This is a genomic window from Kaistia adipata DSM 17808 (assembly GCF_000423225.1).
Classification (GTDB): Bacteria; Pseudomonadota; Alphaproteobacteria; order Rhizobiales; family Kaistiaceae; genus Kaistia; species Kaistia adipata.
In genome coordinates, this window is record NZ_AUHO01000007.1 from 771,390 (window position 1) to 791,799 (window position 20,410).

Below are 20,410 nucleotides of genomic sequence, written 5' to 3' on the forward strand. Positions count from 1 at the left end.
CAGGAGAGGCTCATGGCTACCACCAAGGCATCCGAAGCTTTCCCGCGTCCGCTCGCCGAACAGCGGCGGCGCGGTCTCCCCGCCAGCGCCGCGCTCGGCTGGCTTGCCGCCGGCTGGCGCGATCTCAAGGTCCGTCCGCTCGACAGCCTGGTCTATGGCCTCGTCGTCTACGCGCTCTCGGTCGCGGTGGTCTGGGGCCTGTTCGCGCTCGAGCTCGACTACATCCTGCTGCCGGCTCTGGCCGGTTTCATGGTTGTCGGCCCGCTGGTGGCGATCGGCCTCTACGCCAAGAGCCGCGCCATCGCCAAGGGCGAGCGCATCTCGCTCGCCGGCATGCTGTTCGTGCGGCCGAATTCCGGCGGCCAGGTGCTGTTCACCGGCGCCATCCTCTGCCTGCTGATGCTGGTCTGGATGCGCGCCGCCGTCATCATCTACGCGCTGTTCTTCGGCCTGCGCCCGTTCCCGGGGCTCGACCACGTCGTGGCGATGCTGTTCACGACGCCGATCGGCCTCGCCATGCTGGTCGTCGGCACGGTGGTCGGCGGCCTGTTCGCGGCCTTCTCCTTCGCCATCAGCACCTTCTCCATCCCCATGCTGCTCGACCAGAAGACGGATGCGTTCACGGCGATGGGAACCAGCATCTCGATGGTTTGGAACAATCTGCCGGTGATGATCGCCTGGGGCGCGATCGTTCTGGCGCTGTTCCTCGTCTGCGTGGCGACCGGCCTTCTCGGGCTGATCATCGTGTTCCCGCTGCTCGGCCATGCCACCTGGCACAGCTACGAGGCGATGAAATGACCTGTTGCGCGGTCGACGCGGCGGCCGCCGCCCGGCCGCTCCAGGCTCCCGTCTCGCGGGAGGAGCTGGAACTGGCGAGCCGTGACCTTGGCGACGGCGTTCGCCAGGTCGACCTCGCCGTGCCGGCGGTGCATTGCGCCGACTGCATCCGCAAGATCGAGCGCGGCCTCGCCGCGCTCCCCGGCGTGACGCATGCGCGGGTCAATCTCTCGACCCGGCGCGTCAGCGTGAAATGGACCGGCGCCGACGTGCCGCCGCTGCTCGAGACGCTGGACGGCCTCGGCTATGCCGCGCACCTGTTCGACGCCGGCGAGAGTGATCGCGATCCGCAGCTTGCCTGGCTGCTGCGCGCGCTGGCGGTCGCCGGCTTCTCGTCGATGAACATCATGCTGCTCTCGGTGTCGGTCTGGTCCGGCGCCGAGCCCGGCACGCGCCAGGCCTTCCACTGGATCTCCGCCGTGCTGGCGCTGCCGGCGCTGTTCTACTCGGGCCAGGTGTTCTTCGGCTCGGCCTGGAATGCGCTCCGCCACGGTCGCACCAACATGGACGTCCCGATCTCGATCGGCGTGCTGCTCGCCTTCGGCATGAGCGTCTACGACACCTATCAGAACGGTCCGCACGCCTATTTCGATGCGGCGACGTCGCTGCTGTTCTTCCTGCTGATCGGGCGGGTCTTCGACCACATGATGCGCGAGCGGGCGCGCCAGGCGGTGAGCGGGCTGGTTCGCCTCGCGCCGCGGGGCGCCGCCGTGCTGCGCGCCGACGGTTCGCGCGACTACCTGCCGCTCGCCGAGATCGAGCCCGGCATGACGCTCATGGTGGCGGCGGGGGATCGCATTCCCGTCGACGGTGTGGTGGCGACCGGCCAGTCCGAGCTCGATTGCTCGGTTGTCTCCGGCGAGAGCCTGCCGCAGCCGGTTGCCGAGGGCTCATCGCTCAAGGCGGGCATGCTCAACCTGACCGGTCCGTTGACGATGACCGTCGTCGCCCGCAGCGCCGATTCCTTCCTCGCCGAGATGGTGCGCCTGATGGAGGTCGCCGAGGGCGGCAAGGCGCGCTATCGCCGCCTGGCCGACCGCGCGGCACAGCTCTATTCGCCCGTCATCCATGCGACGGCGTTGCTGAGCTTCGTCGGCTGGCTCGTGGCGACCGGCGACTGGCATCAGGCGATCACCATCGCCATTGCCGTTCTCATCGTTACCTGTCCCTGCGCGCTCGGCCTCGCCGTGCCGATCGTCCAGGTCGTCGCGGCGCGGCGCCTGTTCGAGAACGGCATCATGGTCAAGGACGGCTCGGCCATGGAGCGCATGGCCGAGATCGACAGCGTCGCCTTCGACAAGACGGGCACGCTGACGCTCGGCCGGTTGCGGCTCGACGAGGATGCCGCGATCGATCCGGCGGCGGCGCGGATCGCCGCTGCCCTGGCGGCGACGTCCAACCATCCGGCTTCGCGCGCGATCGCGGACCGCTTCGGTGGGAACCCGGCCGGGATCGTGTTCACCCGCGTCACCGAACTACCGGGGCAGGGCATCGAGGCGGTGGCGCGGGACGGCGCCGTCTATCGGCTCGGACGCGTCGGCTGGGCCGCCCTGACGGATGTCTCGGACGGGGCCGGAACGGTTCTCGGCCGCGACGGCAGGGTGCTCGCGCGCTTCGCCTTCCATGACGATCTGCGCCCCGATGCGCGCGAGGCCGTGACGGCACTCCGCCAGCAGGGGCTTTCGCCACTGATGCTGTCGGGCGACCAGTTGCCGGCCGTCGCGCGGGTCGCCGCCGAGCTCGGCATCGGCGACTATACGGCGGCGATGCTGCCGGCCGACAAGCTGGCGCGGATCGAGGCGCTCGCCCGCGATGGCCACAGGACGCTGATGGTCGGCGACGGCCTGAACGACTCGCCGGTGCTGGCGGCGGCGCATGTCTCGATGGCGCCGGCGACGGCCGCCGACATCGGTCGCAAGGCGGCGGATTTCGTCTTCCTGCGGCCGGGCCTCGGCGCCGTGCCGCTGGCCCTCGCCGTCTCGAAGGAGGCGGGAAAGCTCATCCGCCAGAACTTCGGCATCTCGATCCTCTACAACCTGATCGCGCTGCCGATCGCCATCGCCGGCTTCGTCACGCCGCTGGTCGCCGCGCTCGCCATGTCGCTGTCGTCGATCGTCGTGGTCGCCAACGCGCTGCGGCTGAGGGCGGGTCGCGGCGGGCAGACGAAGCCCGAGGCGCCGGGGGCTGCCGCCGTCACGACGACGCCGGAAACCGCCGCCCCCGAGGCGAGGGCAGCCGGCCGTGGATAGTCTCGTCTTCCTGATCCCGCTGGCGATCCTCTTCGGCGTGGTCGCGCTCTGGATCTTCTTCTGGTCGCTGAAGAGCGACCAGTACGAGGATCTCGACGGCGCGGCGGAGCGCATCCTGCTCGATGACGAGGATGATGCGAGCCCGCCGCGCGTCTGAGGCGGTTACTGCATGAGCGCGATCATGTCGCGGAAGATCTCCAGGTCGGCGCGCGCGTCGGCGAGCGACGTCTTGGGTGTCCGGCCTTCCGTGACATTGGTGTGGAAGTCACGCCATTCGACCCCGAAGGAATCGTAGCGCGTCGGGAAGCTCGTATCGGTCGATGTGCCGGCCGTGCCATGGCCCTTCAGCACGGTCAGCTTGGCCGGCAAATGGCGGATATAGGGCGTGTCGTAGGCGATGCGCAGGATCTCGGTCGGCGTCACGACTTCCACATGCGCGTCGAAATGCGGGATCTGGTCGACGGCCGTCTCGAACTGGCAGACGAAATGGCCGTAGTCGAAGCTCGCCGTGATCACCCGGCCGCCATTGCGCTGCGTCGCGTTGAGGACGGCTTTCGGCCGGCCGAGCAGTTCGCGCATCGCCGAGATGTCGTGGCTGGAAAGGCCGAGCAGCAGGTTGTAGGCGGAGAACTTTGGTCCCTCGCCGACCCCGACGGCGGCCTTTGCCGCGGCGCTCATGCGCTGCCGGCCCTCTTCGAGCAGCGCCTCGGGCACGTCCTTGCCGCGCGCGACGTTCGATGTCGAATTGATGATCGACGCGTTCGGGCCGATGACGTCGTGCACGCGGGCCAGAAGGATGTCGCCGCGCCGGCTTTCGAGATGGCGGACCGCCTCGGTGAAGGCGGGGGCGTAGCGCCGCATGAAGCCGACCTGCACGGTGACGCCGGCCTTGGCGGCGGCGGCTTCGAGCGCGTCCGCCTCGGCCAGCGAGACGCAGTAGGGCTTCTCGATCAGCACGTGCTTGCCGGCCTCGATCGCAGCGATGGCGACTTCGGCGTGGTAGACGTTCGGGTTGGCGACGAGGACGGCGTCGACGTCGGCCGAAGCCACCAGGTCGCGATAGTCAGCGTAGCGGCCGGCTTCCGGCCACTGGCCGCCGACGGTCTCGAGCACCGAAGGGCTGACGTCGCAGAGCGCGGTGACGCGGAACAGATCGGCGAGGTCGCGGAGCGCGGGCAGATGGATGACCTGCGCGACCTCGCCACAGCCGACGATGCCGACGCGGATTTGCTGGGACACGATGCGTTTCCTTGATTTTGTTGGTCTTGTTGGAGGACGGCGTCAGCCTTTGACGCCGCCGGAGACAGCCCCGTAGGTGATCCATTTCTGGATGCCGAGGAACAGTATGAAGGTCGGGATGACGGTGACCGTGGCGGCGGCCATCAAGCTCCCCCAGTCGGTCGAGTATTGCTGCATGAACATCGTGATGCCGACCGGCAGGGTCATGGCGTCCTGGTCACGCAGGAAGACGTTGGCGACGAAGAACTCGTTGTAGGAGAACAGGAACGAGAAGATGCCGATCGCCGCGAGGCCGGGGCCCGAGAGCGGCAGCACGATGCGGACGAAGGCGCCGAAGCGCGAGCAGCCGTCGACCAGGGCCGCGTCTTCCAGCTCGCGCGGGATGGTGTCGAAGAAGGCCCGCGCCATCCAGGTCGCGAAGGGCAGGTGCACCACTGTGTAGAGAATGATCACTGACCACGGGCTGTTGATCAGGCCGAGCGAGCGGAACAGCATGAACAGCGGGATCAGCGCCAGGATGATCGGGAACATCTGGACGACGAAGAGCGCCCGCGAATAGCCGGTGATCAGCCGGCCGCGGAAGCGCGAGAGCGCGTAGCCAGCCAGCGCCGCGATGGCCGCGCTGGTGATCGTGCTGACGCCCGAGACGGTGAACGAGTTCCAGAGGAAGGTCCAGAAATTCGTCCGCTCGTTCAGATAGCGATAGTTCGCGAGCGTCAGGTCGTGCGGCAGGATGCTCGTGCGGTTGACCAGTTGTTCCGTCGTCTGGAACGAGTTCATCACCATCAGGATGATCGGCAGGTTGATGACGATGGTGATGACGACGAGCAGCCAGAACATCATCCAGCGCTTGCGGTTCGGGGAGGCAGAATGGGCCATGTCAGCGCTCCCTCTGGCGACGCAGCAGGATGACGACGAGCACCATCAGGATCGCAAGCGTGATGAAGGAGACGGCGGAGCCGAGGCCGACATCGTTGCGCCCGAAGGTGTAGCGATAAGCGAGTAGGACGAGGTTCTCGGTCGCGTTGGCCGGCCCGCCCTGGGTCAAGAGCCATGGCGTGTCGAAGTCGTTGACCGTCCAGATCGTCATCAAGAGGCACAGCACGATCGAGATGTTGCTGAGCTGCGGCAGTGTCACATAGCGGAACTGGTTCCAGCGCGAGGCGCCGTCGAGCGACGCGGCCTCGTAGAGGCTGCGGTCGATGCCCTGCAGCGCGGCGAGCAGCGACAGCATCATGAAGGGGAAGGAGCGCCAGATCTTAATGGCGATGACGGCGGCGATCGCCCAGTGCTCGTCGCTCAGGAAGTAGATCGGGCTGCCGCCGAATAGGCCGATGATCTGGTTGAAGAGGGCGTGCTGGTCGGCCATCATCCAGCGCCAGCTGACGATCGAGACGATCGACGGCACGATCCACGGCAGAAGCAGCGCGACGCGGAAGAAGCCGCGGAACGGCACGTCCTGGTTCATCAGCAGCGCCAATCCGAGGCCGAGCACATAGCACCCGATCACGTTGAAGACGGCGAAGATCAAGCTGAACCACAGCGCGTGCAGGAAGTCCGCCGACTGCAGCAGGCGGATGTAGTTGTCGAACCCGACGAACTTGCCGGTCTTGAGCAGCGAGCCGGTCGTGAACCCGTAATAGAACCCGGTCAGCATCGGATAGGCGATGACCGCGAGCATCAGGAAGATCGACGGCGCGAGCAGACAGAAGGGGAGGGAGTTGCCCGAGCGCAGCCACTCCCTGGCGCTTGCGCGCCAGGTCGTGGTTTCGCCGGCAGGCAGGGGCCGGACCGACACGTGACTATTCCTTCAGGATCGACTTGAGACGTGCCTCGGCCGTATCGACGACCTGGTCGATCGGCTTGCCCTGCCAGAGTTCCTGCGCGAAGGCCTGCATGGCGCCTTCGCCTTCGAGATCATTGAGTGCGGGGAAGATGCCGGACGCATGGGTGGCGGTCGTCTTGCCGATCGGCACATACTGCTCCAGCACGAAGGCGCGCGCCTGGTCGTTCTTGAAGTAGTCGTTGGCCGCGATCGAGGCGCGGGTTGGCAACTGGCCGGACTGGCCCTTGGTCCAGAGCGGCAGCTGGTTCTTCGACCACCATTTCAGGAAGGTCTTGGTCTCTTCCGGATGCTTGGTCTGTTCATAGACCATGATGTTGTTGACCCAGAAGATCGTGCCCTTGTCGCCATGCATGCCGGCGAGCGGCGGCACAACGCCGATATTGGCGGCCTGGTCGCCGGCCTGGGCAATCAGGCCCGGGCCGTCGAGCGTGAAGGCGGCCTGGCCCCGGTTGAAGGCGGCACGGCGGTCGTCACTGTTGTAGCCGGTGCTGGCCGGGCTGACGGAGCCGTCGGCGACCATGCCGGCGAGGGCGTCGAACGCCTCCTTGTTGCGCTCGTTGCGGAGGTCGAGCTTGCGATCGGCGGTGAACAGGCCGCCGCCATTGTTGAGAAGAGCGCTGTAGAGGAAGTGCGACCCGCCGGTGTCACCGGAGGCGACGATGCCGTAGCGGCCGTCCTTGGTGGTGGCCTTGGCGGCGGCGCGCAGTTCCTCCCACGTGGTCGGAACCTTCAGGCCGGCCTGTTCCAAAAGGTCCTTGCGGTAGAACCAGACGCGGATGTCGATACCCCAGGGCAGCGCCACGTAATGGTCGTCATAGCGTAGCGTGTCGACGGTGTTCGGCAGGAAGTCGGCGAGTTCGCCGTCCGCCTTCAGCTCCTCGATGACGTCGTCGATCGGTCGGATCGCGCCCTGGTCATAGAGCTGCACGGCCTGGTAGCCGGCGCCGGTCGACAGGTCCGGCGCCGTGCCGGAGCTGATTGCGGTCACGAAGGTCTGATACCAGTTGTTCCAGGGGACGGAGCGGTACTCGACCTGGATGCCCGGGTTTTCCTTGTTGAACTGGGCTACGAGCTCCTTGGCCGAGTCGATATATTCGGGAGGCCCCCAGATCATGTCCCAGAAGTTCAGCTTCACGGTCTCCTGCGCCTGAGCGGCGAGCGGCGAAAGACTGATGAAAGCAGCGGTAGCAAGGCGCACAAAGACCCGTGCCCTGCCCCGGCGGGGGGCATTGCCAAACAACTTCATAGCGTTTCCTTCTCTAGACGATGATTATTCTTGGTCTTCGGAGATCCTATGGGGTGGTCGTGCCTCCTTTCCGTTCGGGTTGATCGGTTCTTGCCGGTCAAGGCCCTCCACAGCGTGTTGGCGCTAGCCGCGGAGGGGAGCGGTCGAGTTGCGGACGATCAGATGCGGCGACAGGATGATGGTCTGGGGCTCGACGCCGGAGTTGTCGATCTGCGTCAGGGCGAGCTGCAGCGCTGTCTTGCCGAGCTCGGTCATCGGCTGGGCCACGGAGGTCAGCCGGGGGGCCAGGATGCGGGCCGTGGTGTCGTCGAAGCCGACGACGGACATGTCGTCGGGAATGCGGAGATTGGCCTCGTAGAGTGCCTGCAGGGCGCCGGCGGCGAGCACGTCGCAACCCGTGAAGATCGCGGTCGGGCGCTCGGGTAGTTCCAGTAGCGCCTTCATGGCGCGATAGCCGGCGATGTTGATGCCGTTGTCGGGCTCGTAATATCGCCCGAGCCAGATCAGCTTCTCGTCGATGCTGGCGCCGACGCCGGCGAGCGCGTCGCGATAGGCGTCGAGCCGTTCCTCCTCGACGGAGCGCGGGCGGCGGCTGGAGCGCGGATGCAGGTCGGGATCGCCGCCGATGAAGGCGATGCGACGATGCCCGAGCTGCAGAAGATGTGCCATGCCGGCGGCGGCACCGGCGTAGTTGTCGACCAGGACGGCGTCCGTATCGGCCGTCAAGTCGCGCTCGATCTGCACCACCGGCATGGCCGCGGCCCGCAGCATGGCAAGGCTTTGCGGATCGCGTGGGTAGGTGAAGATGACGGCGTCGACCCGGCGCTCGATGAACTGCTCGACGCCGGCCCGCTCATGCGCGTCGCTGCCGTCCTGATTGTACAGGAACGTTTTGTAGCCATGGGCCAGCCCCTCCCGCTCGATCGAGCGGGCGACATGCGCGAAGAAGGGGTTCTGCGTGAACTCGGCCGTGATGTGGCCGATCGTGTAGGTGCGCTGCGTCCTGAGGCTGCGGGCCATCACGTTCGGCCGGTAGCCGGTTAGCCGTACCGCTTCCTCGACCCGCAGGCGCGTCTCTTCGCCGACATAGCCGCCAGCACTGAGGACGCGGGCGACGGTGGCGCGGGAAACGCCGGCTTCGCGGGCGACATCCAGGAGCGTGGCAGATCTCGGCTTCATGGAAACTCCGCATGAGATCGATCTCACATCAATATGAGATCGATCTCACATGGAGTGCAAACGGAATCTGGTCGGTCGATGCGGGTCACGCGAAAGGCCGTGTCGACGAACACCGGGCACATGGTGGCGCGATCGAGAGCGGTTTCCGTGACTGGATCGCCGCTTCGGGTTAGCCGGTCATGCCCAAACCGGTCTGCCCATCCGAGCAGGGCGGCATTGCCGGGATCGTCGGGCAACGCAGGTCGGTTGGCGCTACGTCATCAGCCCGCTTGTCGCCGATCCGCTTCTCGTGTCCCTTCTCGGTGGCGCGATGCTTCTCGGGAGGACCGATTCGCAGCGCCGGGCCATGCGGCCGGCTCCGCCGCGGACGACGTCGTCGCGGGGAGGGCGCAGGGCCCGTGCTCCTACTCTGACCATGGACGTTGAATCGTGAAAGCCTCTGACAAGAAGCATCTCAAGCGCTCGAACATCGACCTGACCCTGCTCGGCCTCGGTACCGCGCCTTTCGGCGGCCTCTATGCGCCGGTCGCGCTTGCCGACGCCGAGGGCGCGATGCAGGCCGCCTGGGACGCGGGCCTGCGCTATTTCGACAGCGCGCCGATGTACGGCCTCGGTCGTTCGGAGCACCTGATGGGCCATTTCCTGCGCGAGCAGGATCCGGAAAGCTTCCGCGTTTCGACCAAGGTCGGTCGCCTGATGAGCTTCGACCGTCCGGGTCGCGTACTGCCGCCGGAAGCGCCGAAGAACGAGTTCGATTCCGGCTGGAGCAACGGCCTGCCGTTCCGCGAGGTGTTCGACTACTCCTACGACGCGATCCTGCGTTCCTATGACGATAGCCGCCAGCGCACCGGCCTTGGCCGTCTCGACATCCTGTTCCTGCACGATATCGGCCGCGTCACGCATGGCGAACTGCACGACCATCACTGGAATGCGCTGACCAAGGGCGGCGGCTTCAAGGCGCTGGGCGAGCTGAAGGCGGCGGGCCTGATCGCCGGCTTCGGCCTCGGCGTCAACGAATGGCAGGTGATCCGCGACGCCATGCAGGAGGCCGATCTCGATGTCTGCCTGCTGGCGGGCCGCTACACCCTGCTCGACGGCGATGCGGCCGAGACCTTCCTGCCGCTGGCGAAGAAGCACGACGTCGACCTGGTGATCGGTGGCGTCTTCAACTCCGGCATCCTGGCGTCGACCTCGGGCCGCAAGAAGTTCAACTATGTCGACGCGCCGGCCGAGATCCTCGCCAAGGTCGACAAGCTGGAGGCCGTCTGCCGCCGCTTCGACGTGCCGCTGCCGGCCGCCGCGATCCAGTATCCGCTGCGCCACCCGGCCTCCACCGTGGTGGTGATCGGCGCCAAGACGGCGGCGCAGGTAAAGGGCAATGTCGAGTGGTTCGAGCGCGACATTCCCGAGGAGCTCTGGACCACGCTCGAGGCCGAAGGCCTCATCCCGGCGATCTGAGCCGGCTCGATCGAAACGAGAAACGGGCCCCGAGGGGCCCGTTTCAGTTCGGTGATTCTTGCGGAAGCCTCAGCGATCGAGGCCGCCGACGAAGAGGTACTTCTTCTCGACGAATTCCTCGATGCCGTGATGCGAGCCCTCGCGGGAGTTGCCGCTCTCCTTGACGCCGCCGAACGGCGCCAGCTCGGTCGAGATCAGGCCGGAATTGATGCCGACCATGCCGTATTCGAGCGCCTCGCCGACGCGGAAGATGCGGCCGATGTCGCGGGTATAGAGGTAGGCGGCGAGGCCGAACTCGGTGTCGTTCGCCTTGGCGACCACCTCGGCCTCGTCGTCGAAGACGAACACCGGTGCCAGCGGACCGAAGGTCTCTTCGCCCGCCACCTGCATGGTCTCGTCGACGCCGGAAAGCAGCGTCGGCTCGAAGAAGGTGCCGCCGCGGGCATGCCGCTTGCCGCCGACGAGCGTCCGGGCGCCCTTCGAAAGCGCATCGGCGATGTGCTCCTCGATCTTCTCGACCGCCTTCTCGTTGATCAGCGGCCCGAGCTGCACGTTCTCGCTCGCCCCGTCGCCGACCTGCAGCGCCGCGACGGCGGCGGCGAGCTTCTCGGTGAAAGCCGCCTCGACGCCGCGCTGGACATAGATGCGGTTGGTGCAGACGCAGGTCTGACCGGCATTGCGGAACTTCGACAGGATCGCGCCCTCGACGGCCGCGTCGAGATCGGCGTCATCGAAGACGATGAAGGGCGCGTTGCCGCCAAGCTCCAGCGCCACCTTCTTCACCGTACCTGCCGATTGCCGCATCAGCTGCTTGCCGACCTCGGTCGAGCCGGTGAAGCCGACGATGCGGATGGCGGGATGCGAGGTCAGCACCTCGCCGATCGGCCGCGCCGGGCCGGTGACGACATTGAGCACGCCCGCCGGCAGGCCCGCGCGTGCGGCGAGTTCCGCCAGCGCCAGCGCCGTCAGCGGCGTCTCGCCGGCCGGCTTCAGCACGACGGTGCAGCCGGCGGCGATCGCCGGGCCGACCTTGCGGGTGATCATCGCAGCCGGGAAGTTCCACGGCGTGATCGCCGCGACGACGCCCGTCGGCTGGCGCAGCACCAGGATGCGGCCGTCGGCGCGGTGGCTCGGCAGCGTCTCGCCGGCGATCCGCTTCGCCTCCTCGGCGTAGAACTCGACGTAAGCCGCGGCGTAGTCGATCTCGCCCTTCGCCTCGGCGAGCGGCTTGCCCTGCTCCGAGGTCAGGATCAGCGCCAGGTCGTCGCGGTTTTCGACGATCAGGTCGAACCAGCGGCGCAGGATGTTGGCGCGATCCTTGGCGACGCGCGCCGCCCACGGCCGGAAGGCGCGCTCAGCCGCCTCGACGGCCTCGGTCGCTTCCTGCGTGCCGAAGGCGGGCACCCGCGCCAGCTCCGCGCCCGTCGCCGGATTGGTGACGGGCGTCTCGCCGTCCCCGACGAAGACGCCGTCGACGTAGCACTGGGTCCGCAGGAGCGAGGGATCGTTCAGGGGCAGGCTCATCGGGCGTCCTCGTGACAGGGAAGGGGAGTGGCTGGGCGGGAAGGAACTACGCGGGGGCGTGGTTCTTCTTGTAGTCGGCCATCAGCGACAGCAGCTCGAACATCACGACCATCGCGTTCATCGCGGTGATGTTGTTCGGGTTGTCCTTGGTCGGCATGATGCAGACGACGTCGGCGCCGACGACGTTCAGCCCGCGCAGGCCCTGCAGCATGCGCATGGCGTCGCCGATGCGGATGCCGGGATAGCCGGGCTCGAGGTTGGACACGCCGGGGGCGTCGGCCGGATCGAGCGAATCCAGGTCGAACGTGACGTAGACCGGCAGGTCGCCGATCCGCTCGCGCATCGTCTTCACCACGCCCTGAACGCCGATCTCCTCGATCTCGTCCATGCCGATGATGCGGTAGCCGAGCTCCTCGCTGGTGTTCTTCGAGCCGGGAGTGCCGACATTCGGACGAATGCCGATCTGGGTCGAGGCGTGCGCGTCGACATGGCCTTCCTCGACCGTGTAGCTCGCCCAATGCGCCGAGGAGCGGCGGCTGCCGAGCCAATGCGGCATGTGGCGGTAGCTGTCGGTGTGGGCGTCGAAATGCACCAGCGCCACTTTCTGGCCGTTGGTCAGCTTCGAATGCGGGCCGGCGACCGACTTCAGCAGCGGGCCGGTGATGCCGTGGTCGCCGCCCATCGAGACGAGGCGCGTGCCGACATCGTTGAAGCGGCGGGCATAGGCCTCGATGTGCTCGACGCAGACGTCGTTGACCATCGCCTCGGGCAGCGGCACGTCGCCGGCGTCGTTGATGCGGGCGAGATCCCACGGCGTGATGCCGAAGCGGCCATGGCTGCGGCGATACTGGGCCGAGACGTGGCGGACGGCGCGGGGGCCGAGATGCTGGTCGCGCTCGGTCGAGCCGTTGCCGGAGCTGTGCGGGACGCCGAGCAGGGCGATGTCGCTGGCGGCCGGATCCTCGTTCCACTCGCAGCGGAAGAAGGTCGGGATGCCCCACCAGTACCAGCGGCCCATGTCCTTGCGCGCGGCGTCGAAGTCGAATTCGGTCATAGCGGTTTCCATTTGCTCGGGGCGAGCGAAGCCGTGGCGCGAGGAGGCGCCGGGCGGCCCGATCCCAAATTCAGGGGGCGGTTAGTGCTGGAGTTGCGACAGGAAGGTCTTGGCGCGGGCGGACGTCGGCGCGGTGAAGAACTGCTCGGGCGGCGCGACCTCGACGATCTGGCCCTTGTCCATGAAGACGATCTGGTCGGCGACCTTGCGGGCGAAGGCCATCTCGTGCGTCACGCAGACCATGGTCATGCCGTCGCCGGCGAGCTCCACCATCACGTCGAGCACTTCGCCGACCATCTCGGGATCGAGCGCCGAGGTCGGCTCGTCGAACAGGATGGCCTTGGGCTCCATGCAGAGCGCGCGGGCGATCGCGACGCGCTGCTGCTGGCCGCCCGACAGCTGCGACGGATATTTGCTGGCCTGCTCGGCGATATGGACGCGCTTCAGATACTGATGCGCCCGCTCCGTCGCCGCGGCGCGCGACAGCTTGCGCGTCATCATCGGCGCCAGGATGCAGTTTTCGAGGATGGTCAGGTGCGGGAACAGGTTGAAGTTCTGGAACACCATGCCGACCTCGCGCCGGACCGCCTCGCAGGCGCGGCGGTTTTTCGGTTCGACGCCGTCGATCGAAACGGCGCCGGTGTCATGCGGGGCGAGGTAGTTCATGCAGCGGATCAGGGTCGACTTGCCGGACCCGGAGGGGCCGCAGATGACGACCTTGGCGCCCTTGGCGATGGACAGACTGACCTTGTCCAGCACGAGGAAATCGCCGTAGCGCTTGCTGATGTTCTCGACGCGGATCATTTCGGACACGAGGATCACCAATCGAAATGAGGGTCAGGAGCGGCGGTAGAAGGCCATCGCCTTCTGCAGCATGCCGGGCGAGGCCTCGGCGGCGGAGGTGTTCCAGACGAGACGACGCTCGAGCCGCGACTGCAGGAATACCAGCACGTAGACCATGACCAGGTAGTAGACGAGCGCGGCGGCGTAGTACTCGGTGAACTGGAACGTGGTCGCCACGGCGCGCGAAGTGACGCTCATCAGCTCGGAGAGCGAGATGACCGAGGCGAGCGAGGTGATCTTCAGAAGCGTGATGAACTCGTTCGCGGTCGAGGGCAGGGCGACGCGCACCGCCTGCGGCAGCAGGATTTTGCGCAGGATCTGGAACCGCGTCATGCCGAGCGCGACGCCGGCGGCCTTCTGGCCGGGATCGATGGCGCCGAGCGCGGCGCGGTTGATCTCGGTCTGGTAGGCGGCCTCGTTCAGGCTGAGCGCGATCCAGGCCGCCAGGAAGGGCGAGAACCAGGGCTCGCGGAACACCGGGAAGAACTGCGGCAGCGCGTTCCAGACGAACAGAAGCTGCAGCAGCGTCGGCGCGCCGCGCAGGACGCCGAGGACACCCTTGACGAGCCAGCGAAGCGGGCTGGGTGGCCCGCTGATGTAGAGGGCGGCGGGGATGGAAATCAGGATGCCGACGCCATGCGACAACAGTGCCAGAAAGACCGTGACCAGGGCTCCGTTCAGGAACGCGGTCGAGAACAGCGCCCCGAAGAAGACCGAGCTATCAAAGGCCATGTCGTATCTCCACCCCCGCCCGAGATTATTGGCTCACGCCGGGAACGAGGCTGTCGACCGAGGTGCCCCACTTCTTGGCGACTTCGGCGAGCTTGCCTTCCTTGACGAGGGCGGCGACGGACGCGCTGACGGCGGCTTCATCACCGTCGATGCGCTTGACGAACACGGCGAAGTCGCTGGTATCGGGGAAGGCGTAGATGGTCTTGAACTGGCCGGGCTTCTGCAGGTTGCGGTAAGCCAGCTCCGTGTCCTGCGACACGGCCGCATCGGCGCGGCCGACCAGCACCTGCTGGATGACGTCGGTCTGCTTCGGATAGGTCTGGATCTGGATGGCGGGACGGCCGTCCTTGGCGAGCGTCTCGTTGACCTTCTCGAGGCGGGCGAGGTAGCTCGTGCCGGCCTGGACGGCGACGGTCTTGCCGGACAGCTCGGCGGCGTCGGTGATCGCGAGGTCCGACTTCTCGGCCGCGAAGACGACGACGGCGGTGGAGAAATAGGGGATGCCCGGATAGGAGGCGACGCGCTCCGGGGTCAGCGGGATGCCGCTGATCACGGCGTCGCAGCGGCCGGCGTCGAGGCCGGGAAGCAGGCCGGTGAACTCGGAGACGACGATGCGGGATTCAACGCCCCAATGCGTCGCCAGCGCCTTGGCGAGATCGATGTCGAAGCCGACCGGTTCCGCGTTGCCGGCGCTCTCGAAGAACTCCATTGGCGGGAACGTCGCGTCGGTGCAGACGGTGAATACCTTGTCCCCAACAAAAGACGGCTGCGCATCGGCGGCTATGGACGGTGCCGTTGCTGCGGCGAGCGCAAGGGCGCACAAAATTCCGGTCTTGAATGACTTCGACACGACAATTCCCCTCTTGGAAACGGGGCAGATTTCCTCCTACCCCTTATCTATACTGTCCTACCCGAATTTCTCTATAAGTCAACTAATTTCGTTTTTAGCGAACATGCGGTATGAGGGTGATGCACCCTGAGTTCAAGGATTACCGATGAAGACGGACACTTCGCCCGCGGCCAGCAAGCCCCAGAAGCCGGCGCCGAAATTCGGCGGCCTGATCAAGGAGCGCCGCCGGCAGCTCAACCTGACGCTCGAAAGCGTCGCCAAGACGGTCGAGCTGACGAAGAGCTTTCTGAGCGACATCGAGAACGACAAGACCTCGCCCTCGGTCGCCTCGCTGGTTCGCCTCTGTGACGCGCTGGGGCTCTCGATCGGCGATCTGTTCAATTCGACGATCTCGACCGTCGTCCGCGCCGACGAGCGGCCGAAGGTCTCCTTCGGCGGCACCGGGGTGTCGGATTCGCTGCTGACGGCCAGCAACAGCACTCGTCTGCAGGCGCTCTGGACCGAGATCGAGCCGCTCGGCACGGGCGGCGAGAAGCTCTATTCGCTACGCGCCGAGGAGGAGTTCATCCACGTCGTTTCCGGCACGCTGGTGGTGCGGATGGAGAATGAGAGCTTCGAACTGCAGGCCGGGGATTCGATGACGTTCGATCCGCGCCTCCTGCACACCTTCCTCAACCCTTCCTCCACCGAGCGGACGGTCGCGATCTTCGTGATGACGCCGCGACCGTCCTGAGCCTTACGCGCGCTTGACGGCGACGACGTCGATCTCGACCAGCAGGCCCTTGGCGACGAAGCCCGAGACGATGACGACGGTGGATGCCGGCGGCGGCTCGGGCATCAGCCGGTCGCGCACTTCCTTGTAGGCGCCGACATCGTCGGCGCTGGTCAGGTAGCCGGTCACCTTGACGACGTCGGCGAGCGTCAGGTCTTCGGAAGCGAGCAGCGTCTCAATGTGCTTCCAGGTCAATTCGGCCTGGCGCGTTGCGCCTTCGGCGATGCTGCCGTCGTCGTTGAGGCCGACCTGGCCGGACAGGAAGACATATTCGGCGTTGGCGGGCGCGACCGCGACCTGCGAATAGCGGCTCGGCGGCTGCGGCGCCGCCGGCGGATTGGCAAAACGGATCATGTTGGACCTTTCTGATCAGGAGCGGGAAGGACGATCGAGCCAGTCCAGGAAGCGGTAATACTCGCCGATGACGGGAATGAACCACGGATTGCCGGTGTAGCCGGGGACGGTCTTGATCGGGTTGAAGGCGAAGGCGCTTGTCTCGCCGGTGCCGAGGATGTCGCCGGCGAGGCAGTGGCCGAAATGGCTCATCAGCGCGACGCCCTGGCCGCAGCAGCCGAGCGCGTAGTGGACGCCGTCCCGCGAGCCGAGATGCGGCAGGGAGTCGAAGGTGAACGCGACGTTGCCGGTCCAGCTGTGGGTGACGCCGACATTGGCAAGGCTCGGGAACACCTCGGCCATGGACAGGCGCAGCCGGCGCGCGCTCTCCAGCACGCTGATCGGCCGGAAGCTGGTGCGTCCGCCGAAGATCATGCGGCGGCCATCCGGTGACAGGCGGTAGTAGTAGAGGTTGCGCTTGGTGTCCTGGATCATGCGCTTGCCCGGGATCAGCGCCTTGAGGCGCTCGGGATCGAGTTCCTCGGTCGCGATGATGTAGCTGCCGATCGGAATGACGCGGCGCTTGAACCAGGACAGGCTGCCATCGGTATAGGCGTTGGTCGCGACGACCAGGCGCTCGGCGCGGACCGTGCCCTTCGCCGTCGAGAGCACGAAGCGCCCGCCTTCCTTGTTCATCGCTTCGACGCGGCAGCGCGTGACGAACTGGACGCCGGCGTCGCGGCAGGCGCGGACCAGCCCGGCGTGATAGCGCGCCGGATGCAGTCCGCCGGCGAAGGTCGTGATGCGGCCGCCGAAATAGAGGTCGGAGTTCAGCTCGCGCTTCTGGTCGGCGCGGGAGACCATGCGCGTCTCGACGCCGAGCGCGTCGAGCTGCTCGGCCTCGACCGCCAGGTCGTCATAGTGCTTCGGCGCATAGGCGGCGAAATACATGCCGTGGCGTTGGTAGCCGCAGTCGATCGCGTTCTCGGCGATCTGCTTCTCGAGAAACAGGACCGAGTTCTGCGCCTCGAAGAAGATCCGGTCGGCCCGTTCCTTGCCGTATGTCTTGACCAGCTGCGGATGCGAGACCTTGAGCGTGCCGGATACCATGCCGCCGTTGCGCGTGCTGCCGCCTTCGCCGAGGTCGCCCGCCTCGACGACCAGCACCTTGGTGCCGGCGCGGGCCAGCCGCAGCGCGGCGTTCAGACCGGTATATCCGGAGCCGATGACCGCGACGTCGATCGCGCCGGATGGCAGCGGCTGGTCGGTGCCGCGGTCTCGGGCCTCCCACCAGTACGGACTTTGAGATATAGCTGAGCCGGTTCCGCCCTCGAGCCGCACGACATTCCCCTCCGATTCACGATATGCGAACAAAGTTCGTCTATAGCGAAATTGACGCATAGGCAAGGGCGCGCGTGCGGGCTTGAGCCGCCGTTCACGGCCGGTTTTTGGAGGCGGACGGAGGGCGGGCGGCCCTCCGTCCCATTCTCGCTCAGTTCAGCGCGGCGCGGACGAACGACTCGTCCGTTTGGGTTTCCGCGGCCAGGAAGGCGGCGACTTCCGGGCTGATCTCGCCACCACCGGCACCGGCGACGGCCTTGCGGATCAGGCTGGTGCGCAGCCGGGTCATGTCCATGTCGCGGACCTTGATGCGGCCCGGATGATCCGGAATGATCACGTTCTTGCCGGGCACTTCCTGTTCGGAATCGCCACGCAGGATCTCGACGCCGCGGGCACGGGCGAAGGTCAGCTGGGCCGAGGGCTGCTTGCCGGCGCCGGCATACTCGGTCTCCTGCACGACGATCGTCCGGTCCTCGTCCATTTCCTGGGCGAGGGCGAACGCCGCCGCCAGCGACACGTTGCCGGCGGGGCCGCGCTCCAGGCCCTCCAGCCGCGCCAGCGCTTCGGTCACGTAGAACACCTCGCCCTGCTTCAGCAGCAGGTAGCGGTCCATGTAGCGCAGCACGCGGGCAGCGTTGCGGGGCACGTCGGTGCGGTCCGGCCAGCCGGCGAACGGGATGCCGAAGCCGGTGTGGCCGGTGGTGAAGTGCTTGCGGTTGAAATCGACGTCGCTTGCCATGTGCAGGCCGGAGAGATCGACGCTGGCGCCGATCACCTGCGTGGCGGTGGCGCCCGCCTTGCGCAGGCCGCGCGCCGTGCCGGTGAGGTTGCCGCCGCCGGCATGGGTGCAGATCACCACGTCGGGCATGCGTCCGACGACGCTCTGCATCTGCTCGACGATCTCGAAGCCGAGCGGCTCGACGCCGGCGATGGCGAAGGGCGTATAGAGCGAGGCGTTGAAGAAGCCCGTCTCCTCCAGCACGCGCAGGAAGCTGTAGAAGAGCTCCGGCCCGACCGACATCTGGCGGACTTCAGCGCCGTAGATCTCGCAGGCGCGCCCTTTTTCCAGGATCTCCGGCTGGCCGATGCCCAGGCTGTCGAAGACCTCCTGCACGACGATGCAGCTCATGCCGCGGCGTGCCGCCTGGCTGGCGACGGCGGCTCCATAATTGCCGCTGGTGGCGGAGACGACGCCCTTGAAGCCGGCGCGCTGCGCGTGATGCAGGCTCAGCGAGGCGCGCCGCGCCTTGTAGCTTCCCGACGGATTGGAGGCCTCGTCCTTGACGAAGATGCGCGCGCCCTTGCCCTTCGGCGCCAAGCGACGCGCCAGCTGCGTCAGCTGGCGCAGCTCGATCAGCGCGGTGCTCCCGATGCCCGAGGCGGCCTGGACCTGGCGGATCTCCTCGATCGAATAGGGGACCAGCCCCATCAGCGCCTCGTAGTCGAAGGCGATCGGGTCGCGCATGAAGGGCTGGTAGTCGAGCCCGAGCGAGCCCAGCATGATCGCGGGCTTGCGCGCCATGACGCTGTCATAGTCGTGCTCAGTCATGTCAGGCCTCCGCGCCGTTCGATTTCATCAAGGCGACGAGCTCGTCGCCGGCAGCCAGCAGCTCGGGCACGGCCCGACCGAAGTCATGGCCATAGGCGGGATTGTCGGCGATCAGGACGCCCGACAGGATCGTGCCGATCGCCGTGCGGATGCGGACCGTGTCGCCGAGCTCGGCCGTTTCCTCCAGCAGCCAGCCCTTCACGCGCATCTCGAGCGGCACGCGGCGGGTTTCTTCGGGCAGCGAGGCGGGCCGCTGATGCGGCTCCAGGATGATGTCGTGGATTTGCACCCAGTTTCCAAGTTTGGACAAACGCCGCTCTCCTCTCCTAGCTGGCAAAATGACGGGGGCTGTTCACGGGCAGGTCCGTCACAGCGAGCAGCCCCGGCTGCGCCGCGGACAGGTACTCGATCGCGTTCACGGCAGCCGCGGCGGTGCCGTCGCCGCCCTTGATCTCGGGAGTGATCGTCATGCGGATGACCTGGTCCCCGGTGATGACGATCTCGTCCGAGGTCTGCAGTCCCTCCGTCTCCGGGCAGATCTGCTGGGGATGCTCAAGCCGCAGCACCTCGCGGCCATCGGAAAAGGCGGTGATGCAATGCACGCAGCCGGCGACCTGGCCGGGCTCGACGGTGACATGGGGGGTCTCGCGCCGCGCGGTGGCCAGGATCGGCGCCCGCGTCTCCTCGAGCCGATCGATCGTCCAGTTCAGATGGCGGGCGATGAGGGCGACGGATTGGAGGAAGCCGACATGACCGACCACCGAGCCGTCGGCGACGGCGGCTTCGAATGCTTCGGGGCTGAGGCCGACGCCCTGGCTGGTCAGCACCGTCGGACCGAAGGCGGAGAGGCTGTTTCGGCGCACGGCGCGAATGTGGCTGACATGGCCGCACGGCACCGTCAGCGCCAGGACGAGCATATCCATGGCGAAGCCGGGGTTCACGCCGGTGCCCATGATCCGCACGCCGTGCCGGCGCGCCGCCTCGTCGAGCCGCAGCGCGGCCGCCGGATCGGCCGCCGACGGGCAGGACATCTCCTCGGCGATCGAGATGACGTCATGGCCGTGCGCGGCGCATTGCTGGATGGCCGGCTCCACACTGGCGAGGAAGGATGCCGTCGCCTGCAGCACGACCCCATGGCGGATGCTCGCCAGCACGGCCTCGGCGTCATTGCTGACGCGGACGTCGCAGGCCGGTGCGTCGGGGCCGAGCAGCTCGGACAGCGTCTTGCCGACCGACTGCGGATTGAAGTCGATCGCGCCGGCGATGACGTAGCCGCGCTTGAGTACGAGCGTGGCGATCTTCCGCCCCATGGCGCCCAGACCGAAGATGATGATCTGGCGGCGTTCTTCTTGTTTCAT

At 66.9% G+C, this 20,410-nt stretch carries 20 protein-coding genes; 5 read left to right on the forward strand and 15 right to left on the reverse strand.

What is annotated here, in order from left to right; all coding sequences use genetic code 11:
* Positions 1 to 12: 12 nt before the first annotated feature.
* Genes G539_RS0108525 through ccoS form a run of 3 tightly spaced genes read left to right on the forward strand, consistent with a single transcriptional unit; the run spans position 13 to position 3,243 of the window.
* Positions 13 to 798, forward strand: coding sequence for a DUF2189 domain-containing protein (locus G539_RS0108525; protein ID WP_029074822.1), 786 nt, complete (start codon positions 13 to 15; stop codon positions 796 to 798).
* On the forward strand, positions 795 to 3,086 hold the full coding sequence (locus G539_RS24165; protein WP_084639885.1) for a cation-translocating P-type ATPase: 2,292 nt from the start codon (positions 795 to 797) through the stop codon (positions 3,084 to 3,086). Before G539_RS0108525 ends, G539_RS24165 begins: the two co-directional genes overlap by 4 nt.
* A complete protein-coding gene (gene ccoS / locus G539_RS0108535) occupies positions 3,079 to 3,243 on the forward strand; it encodes a cbb3-type cytochrome oxidase assembly protein CcoS (RefSeq protein ID WP_029074823.1) in 165 nt (54 codons plus the stop codon). Before G539_RS24165 ends, ccoS begins: the two co-directional genes overlap by 8 nt.
* A gap of 5 nt (positions 3,244 to 3,248) precedes the next feature.
* Here ccoS and G539_RS0108540 read toward each other — a convergent pair whose 3' ends face one another.
* The 5 genes from G539_RS0108540 to G539_RS0108560 form a co-directional block, all read right to left on the reverse strand.
* Positions 3,249 to 4,325, reverse strand: coding sequence for a Gfo/Idh/MocA family protein (locus G539_RS0108540; RefSeq protein WP_029074824.1), 1,077 nt, complete (start codon positions 4,323 to 4,325; stop codon positions 3,249 to 3,251).
* A gap of 42 nt (positions 4,326 to 4,367) precedes the next feature.
* The gene (locus G539_RS0108545; RefSeq protein WP_029074825.1) at positions 4,368 to 5,204 is read right to left on the reverse strand and encodes a carbohydrate ABC transporter permease; all 837 of its coding nucleotides are present in this window, start codon (positions 5,202 to 5,204) and stop codon (positions 4,368 to 4,370) included.
* Position 5,205: 1 nt separating this feature from the next.
* A complete protein-coding gene (locus G539_RS0108550; RefSeq protein WP_245576837.1) occupies positions 5,206 to 6,123 on the reverse strand; it encodes a carbohydrate ABC transporter permease in 918 nt (305 codons plus the stop codon).
* A 4-nt stretch (positions 6,124 to 6,127) separates the two neighbouring features.
* Entirely contained in the window at positions 6,128 to 7,306 is a 1,179-nt protein-coding gene (locus G539_RS0108555; protein WP_245576838.1) for an ABC transporter substrate-binding protein, read from the reverse strand.
* 234 nt (positions 7,307 to 7,540) lie between these two features.
* A complete protein-coding gene (locus G539_RS0108560) occupies positions 7,541 to 8,596 on the reverse strand; it encodes a LacI family DNA-binding transcriptional regulator (RefSeq protein ID WP_029074828.1) in 1,056 nt (351 codons plus the stop codon).
* A gap of 429 nt (positions 8,597 to 9,025) precedes the next feature.
* On the opposite strand from G539_RS0108560, the gene G539_RS0108565 reads away from it, so the two are divergent.
* A complete protein-coding gene (locus G539_RS0108565) occupies positions 9,026 to 10,054 on the forward strand; it encodes an aldo/keto reductase (RefSeq protein ID WP_029074829.1) in 1,029 nt (342 codons plus the stop codon).
* A gap of 69 nt (positions 10,055 to 10,123) precedes the next feature.
* Here G539_RS0108565 and G539_RS0108570 read toward each other — a convergent pair whose 3' ends face one another.
* The 5 genes from G539_RS0108570 to G539_RS24170 all read right to left on the reverse strand — a co-directional run bounded on the left by G539_RS0108570 (position 10,124) and on the right by G539_RS24170 (position 15,057).
* Positions 10,124 to 11,578, reverse strand: a complete 1,455-nt coding sequence (locus G539_RS0108570) for an NAD-dependent succinate-semialdehyde dehydrogenase (RefSeq protein WP_051231212.1) — start codon at positions 11,576 to 11,578, stop codon at positions 10,124 to 10,126.
* Positions 11,579 to 11,624: 46 nt separating this feature from the next.
* Entirely contained in the window at positions 11,625 to 12,632 is a 1,008-nt protein-coding gene (locus G539_RS0108575) for an arginase family protein (protein WP_051231213.1), read from the reverse strand.
* A gap of 81 nt (positions 12,633 to 12,713) precedes the next feature.
* Entirely contained in the window at positions 12,714 to 13,436 is a 723-nt protein-coding gene (locus tag G539_RS0108580; RefSeq protein WP_035830818.1) for an amino acid ABC transporter ATP-binding protein, read from the reverse strand.
* 33 nt (positions 13,437 to 13,469) lie between these two features.
* Entirely contained in the window at positions 13,470 to 14,207 is a 738-nt protein-coding gene (locus G539_RS0108585; protein WP_029074833.1) for an amino acid ABC transporter permease, read from the reverse strand.
* A gap of 25 nt (positions 14,208 to 14,232) precedes the next feature.
* Positions 14,233 to 15,057: a transporter substrate-binding domain-containing protein gene (locus tag G539_RS24170; protein ID WP_051231214.1), complete on the reverse strand. Its 825-nt coding sequence runs from the start codon at positions 15,055 to 15,057 to the stop codon at positions 14,233 to 14,235.
* Positions 15,058 to 15,202: 145 nt separating this feature from the next.
* Here G539_RS24170 and G539_RS0108595 point away from each other — a divergent pair, with 145 nt between their 5' ends.
* Positions 15,203 to 15,790, forward strand: a complete 588-nt coding sequence (locus tag G539_RS0108595) for a helix-turn-helix domain-containing protein (protein WP_029074834.1) — start codon at positions 15,203 to 15,205, stop codon at positions 15,788 to 15,790.
* 3 nt (positions 15,791 to 15,793) lie between these two features.
* On the opposite strand, the gene G539_RS0108600 is transcribed toward G539_RS0108595, so the two are convergent.
* From G539_RS0108600 to G539_RS0108620, 5 genes are all read right to left on the reverse strand, one after another.
* Positions 15,794 to 16,183, reverse strand: coding sequence for a RidA family protein (locus tag G539_RS0108600; RefSeq protein ID WP_029074835.1), 390 nt, complete (start codon positions 16,181 to 16,183; stop codon positions 15,794 to 15,796).
* 15 nt (positions 16,184 to 16,198) lie between these two features.
* Entirely contained in the window at positions 16,199 to 17,503 is a 1,305-nt protein-coding gene (locus G539_RS0108605) for an NAD(P)/FAD-dependent oxidoreductase (RefSeq protein ID WP_029074836.1), read from the reverse strand.
* A gap of 151 nt (positions 17,504 to 17,654) precedes the next feature.
* On the reverse strand, positions 17,655 to 19,052 hold the full coding sequence (gene ortB / locus G539_RS0108610; protein WP_029074837.1) for a 2-amino-4-oxopentanoate thiolase subunit OrtB: 1,398 nt from the start codon (positions 19,050 to 19,052) through the stop codon (positions 17,655 to 17,657).
* A gap of 1 nt (position 19,053) precedes the next feature.
* Positions 19,054 to 19,362, reverse strand: coding sequence for a 2-amino-4-oxopentanoate thiolase subunit OrtA (ortA, locus tag G539_RS0108615; protein WP_029074838.1), 309 nt, complete (start codon positions 19,360 to 19,362; stop codon positions 19,054 to 19,056).
* A 16-nt stretch (positions 19,363 to 19,378) separates the two neighbouring features.
* The gene (locus tag G539_RS0108620; protein ID WP_029074839.1) at positions 19,379 to 20,410 is read right to left on the reverse strand and encodes a hypothetical protein; all 1,032 of its coding nucleotides are present in this window, start codon (positions 20,408 to 20,410) and stop codon (positions 19,379 to 19,381) included.

What these genes read in the sequence shown, in the direction of transcription:
- G539_RS0108525 (WP_029074822.1), top strand. Translation starts at nt 13, where the DNA reads ATGGCTACCACCAAGGCATCCGAAGCTTTCCCGCGTCCGCTCGCCGAA.
- G539_RS24165 (WP_084639885.1), top strand. Translation starts at nt 795, where the DNA reads ATGACCTGTTGCGCGGTCGACGCGGCGGCCGCCGCCCGGCCGCTCCAG.
- G539_RS0108545 (WP_029074825.1), bottom strand. Translation starts at nt 5,204, where the DNA reads ATGGCCCATTCTGCCTCCCCGAACCGCAAGCGCTGGATGATGTTCTGG.
- G539_RS0108560 (WP_029074828.1), bottom strand. Translation starts at nt 8,596, where the DNA reads ATGAAGCCGAGATCTGCCACGCTCCTGGATGTCGCCCGCGAAGCCGGC.
- G539_RS0108570 (WP_051231212.1), bottom strand. Translation starts at nt 11,578, where the DNA reads ATGAGCCTGCCCCTGAACGATCCCTCGCTCCTGCGGACCCAGTGCTAC.
- G539_RS0108575 (WP_051231213.1), bottom strand. Translation starts at nt 12,632, where the DNA reads ATGACCGAATTCGACTTCGACGCCGCGCGCAAGGACATGGGCCGCTGG.
- G539_RS0108580 (WP_035830818.1), bottom strand. Translation starts at nt 13,436, where the DNA reads ATGATCCGCGTCGAGAACATCAGCAAGCGCTACGGCGATTTCCTCGTG.
- G539_RS0108585 (WP_029074833.1), bottom strand. Translation starts at nt 14,207, where the DNA reads ATGGCCTTTGATAGCTCGGTCTTCTTCGGGGCGCTGTTCTCGACCGCG.
- G539_RS0108595 (WP_029074834.1), top strand. Translation starts at nt 15,203, where the DNA reads ATGAAGACGGACACTTCGCCCGCGGCCAGCAAGCCCCAGAAGCCGGCG.
- G539_RS0108600 (WP_029074835.1), bottom strand. Translation starts at nt 16,183, where the DNA reads ATGATCCGTTTTGCCAATCCGCCGGCGGCGCCGCAGCCGCCGAGCCGC.
- ortB (WP_029074837.1), bottom strand. Translation starts at nt 19,052, where the DNA reads ATGACTGAGCACGACTATGACAGCGTCATGGCGCGCAAGCCCGCGATC.
- G539_RS0108620 (WP_029074839.1), bottom strand. Translation starts at nt 20,410, where the DNA reads ATGAAACAAGAAGAACGCCGCCAGATCATCATCTTCGGTCTGGGCGCC.